Raw genomic sequence first — 15,491 nt, 5'->3', positions numbered from 1 at the left:
TACCTATATTATTATGTCGAATTTAAAAAAATACTGTTGTAAACCTATATTTTATGTGATAGACTAAAATTATTAGGACTTGCAAGAAAATTCATTAAATTAAGAATTTTCAAAAAGATTATATTCTGTTTGTATAATCAAGTATTATTGTGAGGTTAACAAGGAGGATAAAAGATGTCGTCTCTATTAAATAAGACAAGAAGATTAAATAAAATTCTACAAAAATCAGGAACGGATCCTTTAGCATTTCAAGATATATGTTCGCTTTTAAGTGAAGTTTTAGACTGTAATGCATATATAGTAAGTAAAAAAGGTAAAGTTTTAGGATATACTTTTTCTAAAGGCTTTGAATGTGAAGCAATGAAGAAAAAAGTTATAGAAGATAAACAATTTCCAGAAGATTATAACCTTACACTTTTAGAAAGTAATGAAACTTTATCTAACCTTTATAATCAAGGTAGATGTGTATTCGCTGAAATTGGAGATTGCAAAGCAAAAGATAAGATATCTACAATAGTTCCTATTATGGGAAGTAGAGAAAGATTAGGTACACTTATATTAGCAAGATTCGGAACAGAATTTACTGATGATGACTTAGTATTAGTAGAGTATAGTGCTACTATAGTAGGAATGGAAATGCTTAGAGCAATGCAAGAAGAACTTAGTGAGCAAACAAGAAAAAAAGCTGTTGTTCAATTAGCTATAGGTACTCTTTCATATTCAGAACTAGAAGCGGTAGAACATATATTTGAAGAACTAAATGGAAATGAGGGTCTTTTAGTTGCTTCAAAAATTGCTGACAAAGTAGGAATAACTAGAAGTGTTATTGTTAATGCATTAAGAAAATTTGAAAGTGCTGGAGTAATTGAGTCTAGATCTTTAGGAATGAAAGGGACTTATATTAGAGTATTAAATGAAAAATTATTAGAAGAACTTAAAAAAATAAAATAATATTAGATTATTTATGTATATTATATTGAAATTAGACGAGCTATAAATAAAAGAAACTAAGTTTTACTTAGTTTCTTTTATTTTGGTTAAATTATTTTATTTAAATAAATAAAAAAAGAATTTTTTTTGTTGATACCTTAAACACCTTATGTTATACTGTTTAAGGTAACAAATACACACATCATCCAATTCATGATTTTGGTGCCCTTTTAGGGAAGAATTGTGAGTAGAAGATGATGGAGGTAAAAACCAAGGAGGTAACAAAATGTCAGTAATATCAATGAAACAATTATTAGAAGCAGGTGTACACTTTGGACACCAAACAAGAAGATGGAACCCTAAAATGGCTCCATACATTTTCACAGAAAGAAATGGTATTTATATCATAGACCTTCAAAAAACAGTTAAAAAAGCTGAAGAAGCTTACAACTTTATTAAAGAAGTAGCTACTGAAGGTAAAGATGTACTTTTCGTTGGAACAAAGAAGCAAGCTCAAGAAGCTATAAAAGATGAAGCTATAAGAAGCAACATGCACTTTGTAAACAATAGATGGTTAGGTGGAATGTTAACAAACTTCACTACTATTAAAGCAAGAATCAAGAGATTAGCTGAAATAGAAACAATGCAAGAAGATGGAACATTCGAAGTTCTTCCTAAGAAAGAAGTTATAAAATTAAAGGGAGAAATGGAAAAACTAGAAAAGAATCTTGGCGGTATCAAAAACTTAGATGCAGGTAACATAGGTGCTATGTTTGTAGTTGACCCAAGAAAAGAAAAGAATGCTATATTAGAAGCTAAAATTCTTGGAATACCTGTAGTTGCTATTGTAGATACTAACTGTGATCCAGAAGAAGTTGACTATGTAATTCCTGGTAATGATGATGCTATAAGAGCTGTTAAATTAATAACTGCTAAAATGGCTGATGCTATCATGGAAGGAAGACAAGGCGAAGAATTAGCTGAATAGTTTAGATAATAGAAGGCAAAACATATATGTTTTGTCTTCTACCCTAAATTGCAAGGGTTACCTTTATCTAAGAATATAGAAAATTAACTTTTATAGAGTTTAATATAAACGTATACTCTTAGATAAGTTCTTCTAAATATTAGTTTAATAAATTATTAAATTAATATAAGGATTAATAGATATTTAAGGAGGAATTTAATAATGATAACTGCAAAATCAGTTAAAGAATTAAGAGAAAGAACTGGCGCAGGAATGATGGACTGCAAAAAAGCATTAACAGAAACAGATGGTGATATCGAAAAAGCTATCGAAGTATTAAGAGAAAAAGGACTTGCGGCTGCGGCTAAGAAATCAGGAAGAGTTGCTGCTGAAGGTCTAGTTAAAACATATATTTCTGAAGACAAAAAGAGTGGAGCAATTGTTGAACTTAACTGTGAAACAGATTTCGTTGCTGCAAATGATGAGTTTATAGCATTTGCTGATAATTTAGCTAAAATAGCTGTTACAACATCAGCTACAACAGTAGAAGAATTTATCAATGAAAAATTTGATGGAGAAGCTACAGTTACTGAAGCTTTAACAGGTTTAATTGCTAAACTTGGTGAAAACATGACTGTAAGAAGATTTGTTAAATTCTCATTAGATAATGGTGTGGTTAAGAGCTATATCCATGGTGGTGGAAGAATTGGAGTTCTAGTAGAAATTGCTTGTGCTACAGAATCACCAGTAGTTGAAGAAGTGGCAAAAGAACTTTGTATGCAAATAGCTGCTGCAAACCCACTATTCTTATCAAAAGATGATGTGGATCAAGAAGCTCTTGAAAAAGAAAAAGAAATTTACAGAGTTCAAGCTTTAAATGAAGGAAAACCAGAAAAAATCGTTGACAAAATGGTTATGGGAAGAATTCAAAAATACTACAAAGAAGTTTGTCTTCTTGAACAACTTTGGGTTAAAGATGGAGATAAAACAATAACTAAGTTTATCGAAGAAAAATCTAAAGAAGTAGGTTCTCCAATTACAGTTAATAAGTATGTAAGATTTGAAAGAGGAGAAGGAATCGAAAAAGCTGAAGAAAACTTTGCTGAAGAAGTTGCTAAACAAATCGGAAAATAGTAAAATATATAAAACTAAAGAGGACACTCTGTGTTCTCTTTTTTTAAAGAAAATAACTTAATTTCATACATTTTTATAACACCTAATATTTCGGGAGGGATTTTTTAATGACAAATTGTAAATACAAGAGAGTAATTTTAAAACTTTCAGGAGAAGCACTAGCGGGAGTTAGTGGATTTGGTCTTGATTTTAATGTGGCTAAAAGAATAGCTTTAGAAATCAAAGAATTGATTGATATGGGTGTAGAAGTAGGAGCAGTAGTTGGTGGCGGAAATATCTGGAGAGGTAGAAGCGGAGAAGGCATGGATAGAACTACTGCGGACTACATGGGTATGATGGCAACTTGTATAAATGCATTAGCATTACAAGATTCTTTAGAACAGGTTGGAGTTAAAACAAGAGTTCAAACTGCTATAGAGATGAAAGAAGTTGCTGAACCTTTTATTAGAAGAAGAGCGATGAGACATTTAGAAAAAGGAAGAGTTGTTATTTTCGCAGCAGGAACTGGAAATCCTTATTTCTCAACTGATACTACTGCAGCTTTAAGAGCCGCTGAGATTGAAGCAGAAGTAATACTTCTAGCAAAAAAAGTTGATGGAGTATATGATAAAGATCCAGTAAAGTATTCAGATGCTAAAAAATATGATACACTATCATATATAGAAGTTTTAGATCAAGGATTACAAGTAATGGATTCAACTGCAACTTCATTATGTATGGATAATGAAATTCCAATACTTGTATTTGGATTGGATGAACCAGGAAATATCAAGAGAGCAATAACTGGTGAAAACATCGGAACCTTGGTAAAAAAGAAATAGGAGGATAAGCATGATCAAGGATATCATTAAAAATGCAGAAACAAAAATGAAAAAAACTATATCTGTTTTAGAAACGGATTTAAGCACTATGAAGGCAGGAAGAGCTAATCCAAGTATGCTTGATAGAATTCAAGTGGATTATTATGGAAGTATGTGCCCGTTATCACAAGTGGCAAATATTTCTGCTCCAGAGCCAAGAGTATTAATGATAACACCATGGGAAAAAACACTATTAAAAGATATAGAAAAATCTATATTAAAATCAGACTTAGGTTTAAATCCTTCAAACGATGGTTCTGTAATCAGATTAATTATACCTGAATTAACTGAAGAGACTAGAAAAGATCTTGTTAAGAAAGTGAAGAAAACAGGGGAAGAGTCAAAAGTAGCAGTAAGATCAATAAGAAGAGATGCTAATGAAAAAATTAAAGGATTAAAAAAAGATGGTGAAATATCTGAGGACGAAATCAAAAAAGGTGAAGATGATGTTCAGAAGAAGACTGATGCTATTATAAAACAAATAGATAATATAATAGTTGCAAAAGAAAAAGAGATTCTGTCAATATAAATCTTAAAAACCTGCTATTTAGCAGGTTTTTTACTTAATTAATAATGTGAGATTCAAAAAATAATAGACTAATATACTACATATTTTGTTGACAAATCCAACTTAATAGTTTTGTTTTTAACTTGATTTTTTTATGCTTGTTTGGGACAAAATATAAAAAGTATTTTTAAACTATTATTTTCTTTTATATGGCTAAATCTTAAATTTGTGTTTTAAGGTATAATCAAAAAATAATAAGTCCATTTGTCAAGCCGATTTTCCATTATACTGCGTAAACAAATTTGCATAATAGAATGGTTATAAGATCAATAGACTTTCTTGTCTAATGAAAAATAATCAGAGCATTTGGGATTCGTTATTTTTGTTCATATACCTAAAATCTTTATATAAGGAGAAATAAAAGCACAGATTAAAAGGGGGATGAAGATGTTAGAAATATTTAAGTCAAAAAAGCGTTATAAAGAAGAACTTATTTTAGATATGAATAATGTACCTAAACATATAGCTATAATAATGGATGGAAATGGACGTTGGGCTAAAAAAAGAAATTTACCTAGAAGTATGGGACATAAAGCTGGAGTTGAAACTATAAGAAAGATAGTTAAAGAGTCAAAAAGATTAGGAGTGAAATATTTAACTTTATATGCATTTTCAACCGAAAATTGGAAAAGACCTAAAGAAGAAGTAAATGCATTAATGAAACTTTTAGTTTTATATTTAAAAAAAGAAGTAGATGAACTTAATAAAAATGGAGTTAAAATAAATGTTCTTGGTGATATAGAAAAATTTCCTACAGAATGTAAAGTGAATTTAGAAAGAGCAATGGAAATAACAAGCAAAAACGTTGATATAAATTTAAATCTTGCATTAAATTATGGTGGAAGAGATGAATTGGTTAGAGCTGTAAAATTTATAATAAAAGATTTAGAAGAAGCAAAAATAAAAACTGAAAATATTAATGAAGAGTTAATATCAAATTACATATATACTAAAGGAATGCCAGATCCAGATTTGATTATTAGACCTTCAGGGGAACAAAGAATTAGTAATTTTTTGTTATGGCAATGTGCTTATTCGGAATTCTGGTATTCTGATATAGCTTGGCCTGATTTTAATGAAGATGATTTACAAAAAGCTATATTAGATTACCAAAATAGAGATAGAAGATTTGGTGGAATAAAATAAAAAAGGAGTGATTGTTTTTTGAAATCTAATAACAGATATTTGGGCGCACTTATGATTGCTCCATTTATAATATTTATTTTTCTTGGAGGAATTTATCTTAAAACTTTTATAATTTTATTATCAGTTATGGGGCTTTGGGAATTTTATGAAGCTTTAAAAAATGCAAAATTTAAACCGGTATCATTAATAGGATATTTATTGCTAGTAGCATATTATTTTTTGAATAATGATTTTAACATTATGATGTATGTTATTATATTTGCTATGTTTATATTATTGATTATACCTGTTGTAAATTTAAAGTACACTTTTATAGATGTTTCTTTAACACTGTTAGGTTTTATTTATGCAGGAATTCTTTTTAGCTTTGTATATTTAGTTAATACAAAACCTAACGGGGAATTTTTAGTATGGCTTATATTTATAGGTTCTTGGATGACTGATACAAGTGCATATTATGCAGGAAGATTTTTGGGGAAGAATAAACTGTGTCCTAAGGTTTCGCCAAAGAAAACAATAGAAGGATCTATAGGAGGACTTTTAGGCTCAATTTTATTTTGTGGTATTTTTGGATTTATAGTTAATAATTATCAATTTATTATGCCATTATCTCATTATTTGATTATAGGTGCTTTATGTGGAGTTTTTAGTCAATTCGGGGATTTGGTTGCTTCATCAATTAAAAGGTATGTTGGAATTAAGGATTATAGTAATCTTATTCCAGGACATGGAGGAATACTTGATAGATTTGATAGTATATTATTTTCAGCTACAGTAGTATTTTATTATTTAACTTTTATAGTTAATATATAATTATTCTTATATATTTTACTATCTCAAAAATATGTTTGTGTTTTTGGGGTAGTTTTTTTGTTATAAAATAATAATTTAAATGTAACTTAAAGCATATATTATAAAAAGTAATTTATGGGTGGTGGACAGTATTTTTCAAAAATATAAAAAAATTATTTCGTTAGTTATATTACTTTTAATAATGCTTATAATTACATATGTTATTAAATATTATTTTAAGCCATTTTTATCCATGATTATAATATTCTTAATAGCGAGTCCTTTATATAGAATGATGATTAAATTAAATATTCCTGATAAAATAGCAGGGGCTTTAAGTATTGTTATAATAAATATTTTAATGATTCTTTTAATATTATATTTAGGAAGTGGAATTTTTGATATTGTTCAAAAGGTATATGTAAAAAATATGGAAGTTATAAATAGAATTATACAGGATATATGTTCTGTAATTGATTTTAAATTTGAAAAGCTGGAGATTGGTAAAAATGTAATTTCCATTATAAATCAGGAAACTATAAGGAAAGGTGCTTTAACTACAGGGGAAGGAATAATAGCTTATTTTATAGGAAATATATCAGCTTTTTTTATTTTAGTAGATATGGAAAAACTTCAAAAGATAATTTTTATATTATTTCCTGAAGAAATGATGATAAAAATAAAGAAACAAAAAGAGAATTTTGGTAAAATGTTCACAATAGAAATAATTTTAGTATTAATTTCTACTCTTGAAATTATGATTGGTTTTTTAATACTTAGAATACCAAATTCATTTATTCTAGGAATACTTTGTGGTGCATTAGATATATTACCATATGTTGGAACTATAATTGTATTTATTCCAATTATAATATACAATATTATAATAAAAGATTTTATACATGCCTTTGGTCTTATGTGTTTATATATATTAGTTCAAGTCATAAGAGAAATTTTGGAGGCTAAATTTTTAAGTGATAAACTAGATATACATCCTTTATTAGTACTGATTTCTATATATATTGGTGTACAAATTTTTGGTATACTTGGAATATTAGTTGGACCTATGTATAGTATTTTAGCTAAAGAAATAATTTATAGTTAGATGTATTTTGAAATGGAAGATTAATACACAAATATTATTTTTATAATATCCATAATATACTTTTAGGAGGATAAATTAATGAAGAAACTTTCTATATTAGGGGTTACAGGTTCTATTGGAACGCAAACTCTAGATGTAATTAAAAAATCTAAGGGAGAATTAAAATTAATTGGTGCTACAGCTAATTCATCTGTTAAGAAGATGATTGAAATAATAAATGAATTTGATCCTTTATATGTGGGAATGATGAATATAGATTGTGCAGAAGAAATAGAAACATATTGTAATAAGAATAATAAAGGCACAAAAGTATTTTCGGGAATGGATGGAATTAATAAAATAGCTTCGTTAGAAGAGGTTGACATAGTATTGACATCTTTAGTTGGTATGATAGGATTGGAACCTACTATAAAGGCGATAAGAGCTAAAAAAGATATAGCTCTAGCCAATAAAGAAACTTTAGTTGTTGCTGGGGAACTTGTTATGAATGAAGCTAAAAAATATGGGGTAAAAATATTACCAGTGGATTCAGAACATAGTGCAATATACCAATCATTAAGAGGAAATGATTTAAAAACTTTAAAGAAAATAATCTTAACTGCTTCTGGAGGACCTTTTAGAGGTAAAAAATTAAATGAGTTAAAAGAGATAGAAGTAGAAGATGCATTAAAACATCCTAAATGGAATATGGGAAGAAAAATTTCGATTGATTCTGCTACTTTAATGAATAAAGGGCTTGAAGTAATAGAAGCTCATTGGCTTTTTGAATGTGCATATGAAAATATACAAGTAGTAGTTCATCCTCAAAGTGTGGTACATTCAATGGTTGAATATACTGATGGAAGTATAATTGCGCAGTTAGGTGCACCAGATATGAGGTTGCCGATACAATATGCACTTAACTATACAGAAAGGAAAAATCTTATTGCTAATACATTAGATTTTTATGAAGTATCTAAGTTGACATTTGAAAAGCCTGACTTAGAAACTTTTAAAGCATTAAACCTTGCATTTAAAGCAGGAAAAATAGGTGGACTTATGCCAACAATATTAAATGGGGCAAATGAAGCTGCTGTAGAGATGTTTTTAAATAGAAAAATAAAGTTTTTAGAGATATCAGAGATTATAGAAAAATGTATGGATGTTTTTAAAGATGAAGTTATAAAATCTTTAACACTAGAAAATATAATTGATTTAGATAAAAAGGTTAAAGAATATGTAGTATCTAGTATATAGGAGAGGATGGAGTAGAATGTATATTATTTGGGCAATATTAGCTTTTGGTATATTAATAATAGTTCATGAATTTGGACATTTTGCATTAGCTAAATTAAATGGAGTAAAAGTTGATGAATTTGCAATAGGAATGGGACCGAAGATATTTTCAAAGCAAGGGAAGGAAACTAAGTATTCATTAGGAATATTTCCAATAGGCGGATATGTAAAGATGATGGGAGAAGAAGAAGATGTAGAAGATGAAAGAAGTTTTTCTGCTAAGTCACCTTTAAGAAGGATCAGTATAATAATTGCTGGAGCAGCTATGAATTACATATTAGCTATATTATTATTTGCCACTATTTTTGGAAAATTTGGTTATAATTTATCTGAAATAGCAACTATTAAAGAAGCATCTCCTGCTTATGAAGCAGGTTTACAAGAAGGAGATAAATTCTTGAAAGTAAATAATTCAAAAGTATTTACAGCTGATGATGTTTTAACTGGAATATTAATGTCAAAAGGAGAACCAGTAAATTTTACTATAAAAAGTGGGGAAGAGATTAAAAATCTTACAATTACTCCTGTGCAAAATGAACAAGGGCAATATCAAGTTGGATTTTCTTTAGGAAGAGAAACTAATCCAACTTTAGGAGGAAGTATTAAGCAAAGCTTTAATCAAACAATATCTTTAGTGTCTCAAACATTTAAATCATTTAACATGTTATTTACAGGAAAACTTAATGTTAAAACTGATGTTGGTGGTCCGGTTACAATAATTAAGATGTCAGCAGCAACAGCGAAAAGTGGACTTTGGAATTTAGTGTACTTTGTAGGTTTCATTAGTGTTAGTTTAGCTGTATTTAATATGTTACCATTTCCCGCATTAGATGGTGGTTGGACTGTGATTTTATTAATTGAATTAATAACACGAAGAAAAGTTCCAGATAAGATAGTTGGAGCATTAAATTATGTAGGATTCATGTTACTTATAGGGCTTATGATTTTAGTAACGATAAAGGATATTATATTCCCCGTTAAGTTTTAGGAGATGAAAAAAGTGAAAAGAAGAATTTCAAGAAAAGTTAAAGTTGGAGAGGTGTATGTTGGGGGAGATTCTCCTATAACAATTCAATCAATGACTAATACAGATACAAGAGATATAGAGAAAACATTAAATCAAATAAATTTATTATATAATGCAGGATGTGAGATTATAAGATGTGCTGTCTTAGATATGGAAGCAGCAGAGGCATTAAAAGAAATAACTGAAAAATCACCAATACCAGTAGTTGCAGATATACATTTTGATTATAAATTAGCCCTTAAATCAATTGAAAATGGAATATCAGCTTTAAGAATTAATCCTGGAAATATAGGAAGTGTTGAAAGAGTTAGATTAGTTGCACAGGCTTGCAAAGAAAAAAATATACCTATAAGAATAGGTGTTAATTCAGGTTCTTTAGAAAAGGATATATTAGAGAAGTATGGAAGTCCTACACCAGAAGGATTAGTTGAAAGTGCATTAAGACATATAAAGATTTTAGAAGATATGAATTTTTATGATATAGTTGTTTCTATAAAATCATCAGATGTTAGAATGATGATAGATTGCTATAGATTAATAGGAGAAAAATGTAATTATCCTCTTCATTTAGGAGTTACAGAATCAGGAACTGTTAATAAGGGTACTATAAAATCAAGTATAGGTATAGGAACTCTTCTTGCTGAGGGGATAGGTGATACTATAAGAGTATCTTTAACTAGTGATCCAGTTGAAGAAATAAAAGTTGCAATTGAAATACTTAAATCTTTAGGGCTAAAAAAAGGTGGAGTTAACTTTGTTTCTTGCCCTACATGTGGAAGAACACAAATTAATCTTATTAATATTGCTAATGAAGTTGAAAAGAGATTAGAGTCTTGTAATAAAGATATTAAAGTTGCTGTTATGGGATGTGTTGTAAATGGGCCTGGAGAAGCTAGAGAAGCTGACATTGGTATAGCGGGAGGAAAAGGTGAAGGGATTATATTTAAAAAAGGGCAGATTATAAAGAAAGTTAAAGAAGAAGAACTTATAGATGCTCTTATGGAAGAAATAAATAATCTTTAATACGATAATATATTAAAATAATGTTTTATATTTTTTATTAAAGCATTATAATATAAAGTAAGAATAAATAGAGGGATGAAAATCCCTCTATTTATTTGTGGAGAGGAGAGTGATTCTTATAAGTAGAGAGTTCATACAAAAGTTAACAAAAGAAATTAATAATAATGAAGCATTAGAGAATAAAGAAATACGACTATTAAGATTTCAATTTTATAAAAAAAGCGATGTTCTTAAAGTTACATTAAAATCTATAGAATCACTTAATAATCAAGAAGAGGAAAACTTAAAAAAAATAATTGTAAAAAATCTAGGTTTTGATATAAATATAGAATTTTTATGTTATAAGGATGTAAGTAATTTATCATTAGAAGAAATTAACGAGAAGCAATGGGTTAATGTTGCAGAAGAATTAGCAAAAAAATTTCCACTATGTCGTCCTATTTTATATTCAAAACATAGAAAAATTGAAAATAAATCAATAAATATATATTCTGGAAATGAAACTCTTATAAAACATGTTTTAAATAAAAAACTAAATATATTATTACAAAATAATATAAAAGATATATTTAGTGTTTCAGCAAAAGTTAATTTTAAGCTTGACTCAACACTTTTAACTACTGAAGAATATGAAGTTAAGAAGAAAGAGGAAAATCTTAAAATAATAAAAGAAGTTATGAATAATAGATCAGTAACTAATCAAAGCAAACCTAAAGTTTCTCAACAATCGAATGAGAAAAATTATAAAAATAATGAAAATAAGCGAGAATATAATTCATATAAAAGAGAGCCTAAGGATGAGAATACTATTCTTGGAAGAGGAATCAAGACAGAACCAACTCTTATAAAAGATATAGATGAAACAACAGGATATGTTGCTATAATTGGAGAAGTTTTTAAAACTGATATTATTGAAACAAAAACAGGAAAAACAATTTTAACATTTTATGTTACTGATTATACTAGTTCAATTACAGTTAAATGTTTCTTAAAGGCACAAGATAAAGAGGCTGTATTAGATGAAGTTAAGAAAGGGCTTTATTGTAAAGTAAGAGGAGAAGCTGTATATGATACCTATGCAAGAGAAGTTGTAATAATGGGTAGAGATATAGCTAGAATGAAAAAAATAGAGAGGACTGATGGAGCTCAAGAAAAGAGAATTGAATTACACTTACATACTAATATGAGCAGTATGGATGGAATAACATCTGCAGCTAAGATTGTTGAAACAGCTGCTAAATGGGGACATGAGGCTATTGCTATAACAGATCATGGTGTAGTTCAAGCTTATCCTGAGGCTCAAATTGCAGCAAAGAAAAATAAAATAAAAATACTTTATGGTGTTGAGGGATATTTAGTTGATAATGGAGTTCCACTTGTAATAAATGAAAAAGGAAATTCATTAGATGATACTTTTGTAGTTTTTGATATTGAAACAACAGGATTTTCTCCAGTTAATGATAAGATAATAGAAATTGGTGCAGTTAAAATTAAAAATAGTGAAATTGTAGATAGATTTAGTTGTTTTGTTAACCCTGAAAGAGATATTCCATATAAAATTACAGAATTAACAACTATAAATAATGATATGGTAAAGGATGCAGAAAATATTGAAAACATACTTCCTAAATTTATGGAATTTTGTAAAAGTAGTGTCATAGTAGCACATAATGCTTCGTTTGATACTGGTTTTATTAAGAAAAATTGTAGAGATTTAAATATAAGATTTGATCTTCCAATATTGGATACAGTTACATTATGTAGGTTTTTATATCCTGAATTAAAAAAGGTTAAACTAAATATAGTTGCTAAACATTTAGGAATTTCTCTTGAAAATCACCATAGAGCAGTAGATGATGCTAAAGCAACAGCAGATATACTTTTGAAATCATTTGAAAAAATAAAAGAAGATTATGAGTTAAATGATTTAAAATTATTAAATGAGTTATTTTTATCAAAGGTGGATATAAAAAAACAACCAACATATCATATAATTATTTTAGCCAAAACACAGCAAGGATTAAAAAACCTTTATAAGTTAGTATCAGAAGCACATATAAATAATTTCTTTAGAAGACCAAGAACTCCTAAAACATTACTTTCAGAAATGCGTGAAGGTCTTATTATAGGTTCAGCTTGTGAAGCAGGTGAATTATATAGAGCGGTCTTAGATGGAAGAAGTGATGAAGAACTAAAAGAAATTATTGGATTTTATGATTATGTAGAAATCCAGCCTATTGAAAATAATAATTTTCTTATTCAAAAAGGATCAGTAAAAGATGAAGAAGAATTAAGAGAGATCAATAGAAAAATATACAGACTTGGAAAAGAATGTAATAAACCTACGGTTGCAACAGGAGATGTACATTTTCTAAATCCTAATGACGAAGCTTTTAGAAGAATCATTATGGCAGGACAAGGATTTTCAGATGCTGATAATCAACCCCCTTTGTATTTGAAAACAACAGAAGAAATGTTAAAAGAATTTTCTTATTTAGGAGAAGATATAGCAAAAGAAGTTGTTATTGATAATCCTAAAAAAATTGCTGATAGCATTGATGTAATAAAACCTATTCCAGATGAAACTTATCCTCCTAAAATCGATGGTGCAGAAGAAGAAATTAAAAATATGACATTAAAAAAGGTACATGATATATATGGTGATAATCTTCCGGAAGTGGTACAGAAAAGATTAGATAAAGAATTAAATTCTATAATTAATAATGGATATGCAGTACTTTATCTTATAGCACAAAAACTTGTTGCAAAATCTACAGAAGATGGATATTTAGTTGGATCAAGAGGGTCAGTAGGATCATCATTTGTAGCTACAATGTCAGATATTACTGAAGTTAATGGATTGCCTCCTCATTATGTATGTCCTAATTGTAAAAAATCTGAATTCTTTTTAGATGGTTCAGTAAGTTCAGGAGCAGATTTGCCTGATAAAGATTGTGCAGATTGTGGAACTCCTTACAAAAAAGATGGTCATGATATACCTTTTGAAACATTCTTAGGATTTGAGGGAGATAAGGAACCTGATATAGATCTTAATTTTTCAGGAGAATACCAAGGAGTTGTTCATAGATATACAGAAGTTCTATTTGGTAAAGGTCATACATTTAAAGCAGGCACAATTGGAACAGTTGCTGAGAAAACCGCATATGGGTATGTTAAAAAATATTTAGATGAAAGAGAAATTAGAGCATCACAAGCAGAAATAGAAAGACTTACAATTGGTTGTACAGGGATTAAAAGAACTACAGGACAGCATCCAGGAGGAATAATGGTTGTACCTTCAGATAATGAGATTTATAATTTTTGTCCTATCCAGCATCCTGCAGATGATAATGATACTGATGTTGTAACAACACATTTTGATTATCATTCAATAAGTGGTAGACTGTTAAAATTAGATATACTAGGACATGATGATCCAACTGTACTTAGAATGTTACAAGATTTAACTGGTCTTGATCCTAAAACAATACCTTTAAATGACGAGAAAGTATTGAGTTTATTTACATCTCCAAATGCATTAGGAGTTACAAAAGAAGAGTTGGGATGTGAGGTTGGAAGTTATGGGCTTCCTGAATTTGGTACTAAATTTGTTAGAGGTATGCTTGTAGATACTCAACCCAAAACTTTTGCAGATTTAGTCAGAATATCTGGACTTTCTCATGGTACTGATGTTTGGCTTAATAATGCTCAGTATTATATAAAAGAAGGTTTCACTACATTAAGAGATTGTATAGCTACAAGAGATGATATAATGGTTTATTTAATGTATAAAAATTTACCACCTAAAAGTGCATTTACAATAATGGAAAAGGTAAGAAAAGGTAAGGGACTTTCGGAAGATGATGAAAAATTAATGAAAGAACATGACGTTCCAGAATGGTATATAGGTTCTTGCAAAAAAATAAAGTATATGTTCCCTAAAGGGCATGCTGTTGCCTATGTTATGATGGCTGTTAGAATAGCATATTATAAAGTTTATTATCCAGAAGCTTATTATGCAACATATTTTACAGTAAGAGCAGATGACTTTGATGCAAATCTAATATGTCTTGGAGAAGCTGCAATTAATGCTAAACTTCAAGAATTATATGAACTTGGTAATAATGCAAGTGTAAAAGATAAAGGACTTATTACTGTACTTGAACTATGTTTTGAAGCATATAAAAGAGGAATAAAATTTTTGAGAGTTGATTTATACAAATCAGAAGCAATTAAATTTAAAATTGAAGACGGAGCACTTCGCCCACCATTAAATGCATTACCAGGGGTTGCGGAAAATGCAGCTAAGAATATTGTAGAAGCGAGAGTAGATGGAGAATTTATTTCAAAAGAGGATTTAAGAATAAGAGCTGGAGTTTCTAAAACTGTAATAGAAAGTTTAACTAATCATGGATGTTTAGAAGGCTTATCAGAAACAAACCAATTATCTTTATTTTAGAAAATAAATAGAGTTCTTCTTATAACTCTTGTATTTATCTATTGTTTATGATATGATGTAAATAGTTTTTAATGACAATAGATTAAAAAATTGGAGTGGGAAGGTTTACCCGCTCTTTCTATTTGTAACGCAACTACTTTAAAATAGTTGCGTTTTTGATTACAAATTTATAATTAAAAACAAAATAAATAATTAAAATTGAATA

12 protein-coding genes are annotated in these 15,491 nt (G+C 28.6%); all 12 read left to right on the top strand.

The annotated features are described in order from the left end of the window. Positions 1–174: 174 nt before the first annotated feature. The 12 genes from codY to KYD98_RS06515 all read left to right on the top strand — a co-directional run bounded on the left by codY (position 175) and on the right by KYD98_RS06515 (position 15,286). Positions 175–951: a GTP-sensing pleiotropic transcriptional regulator CodY gene (gene codY / locus KYD98_RS06570; protein ID WP_219778809.1), complete on the top strand. Its 777-nt coding sequence runs from the start codon at positions 175–177 to the stop codon at positions 949–951. 265 nt (positions 952–1,216) lie between these two features. Then, positions 1,217–1,918: a 30S ribosomal protein S2 gene (gene rpsB / locus KYD98_RS06565; RefSeq protein WP_219778808.1), complete on the top strand. Its 702-nt coding sequence runs from the start codon at positions 1,217–1,219 to the stop codon at positions 1,916–1,918. 201 nt (positions 1,919–2,119) lie between these two features. After that, positions 2,120–3,031 carry a translation elongation factor Ts gene (gene tsf / locus KYD98_RS06560; RefSeq protein WP_219778807.1) on the top strand — a complete coding sequence of 304 codons (912 nt, stop codon included), beginning with the start codon at positions 2,120–2,122 and terminating at the stop codon, positions 3,029–3,031. Positions 3,032–3,138: 107 nt separating this feature from the next. Further along, positions 3,139–3,852: a UMP kinase gene (gene pyrH / locus KYD98_RS06555; protein WP_219778806.1), complete on the top strand. Its 714-nt coding sequence runs from the start codon at positions 3,139–3,141 to the stop codon at positions 3,850–3,852. Positions 3,853–3,862: 10 nt separating this feature from the next. Next, complete coding sequence (gene frr, locus KYD98_RS06550) at positions 3,863–4,420, top strand: ribosome recycling factor (RefSeq protein WP_219778805.1); 558 nt, start codon at positions 3,863–3,865, stop codon at positions 4,418–4,420. Positions 4,421–4,846: 426 nt separating this feature from the next. After that, a complete protein-coding gene (gene uppS / locus KYD98_RS06545) occupies positions 4,847–5,605 on the top strand; it encodes an undecaprenyl pyrophosphate synthase (protein WP_219778804.1) in 759 nt (252 codons plus the stop codon). An 18-nt stretch (positions 5,606–5,623) separates the two neighbouring features. Next, complete coding sequence (locus tag KYD98_RS06540) at positions 5,624–6,418, top strand: phosphatidate cytidylyltransferase (RefSeq protein ID WP_219778803.1); 795 nt, start codon at positions 5,624–5,626, stop codon at positions 6,416–6,418. 121 nt (positions 6,419–6,539) lie between these two features. Further along, entirely contained in the window at positions 6,540–7,502 is a 963-nt protein-coding gene (locus tag KYD98_RS06535; RefSeq protein ID WP_219778802.1) for an AI-2E family transporter, read from the top strand. A 78-nt stretch (positions 7,503–7,580) separates the two neighbouring features. Beyond that, entirely contained in the window at positions 7,581–8,738 is a 1,158-nt protein-coding gene (gene dxr / locus KYD98_RS06530; protein WP_219778801.1) for a 1-deoxy-D-xylulose-5-phosphate reductoisomerase, read from the top strand. Between the two features lie 16 nt (positions 8,739–8,754). After that, a complete protein-coding gene (locus KYD98_RS06525; protein WP_219778800.1) occupies positions 8,755–9,765 on the top strand; it encodes a M50 family metallopeptidase in 1,011 nt (336 codons plus the stop codon). Between the two features lie 12 nt (positions 9,766–9,777). Further along, the gene (gene ispG, locus KYD98_RS06520; protein WP_308462444.1) at positions 9,778–10,827 is read left to right on the top strand and encodes a flavodoxin-dependent (E)-4-hydroxy-3-methylbut-2-enyl-diphosphate synthase; all 1,050 of its coding nucleotides are present in this window, start codon (positions 9,778–9,780) and stop codon (positions 10,825–10,827) included. A gap of 109 nt (positions 10,828–10,936) precedes the next feature. Further along, a complete protein-coding gene (locus KYD98_RS06515) occupies positions 10,937–15,286 on the top strand; it encodes a PolC-type DNA polymerase III (protein ID WP_373368726.1) in 4,350 nt (1,449 codons plus the stop codon). The last annotated feature ends 205 nt before the right edge of the window (positions 15,287–15,491 follow it).

Origin of the sequence: Clostridium weizhouense (assembly GCF_019431045.1) — a bacterium.
Taxonomy (GTDB): domain Bacteria; phylum Bacillota; class Clostridia; order Clostridiales; family Clostridiaceae; genus Clostridium; species Clostridium weizhouense.
The sequence above is the reverse complement of the archived record's forward strand: the minus strand, read 5'-3'. Positions and strand labels throughout refer to the sequence as shown.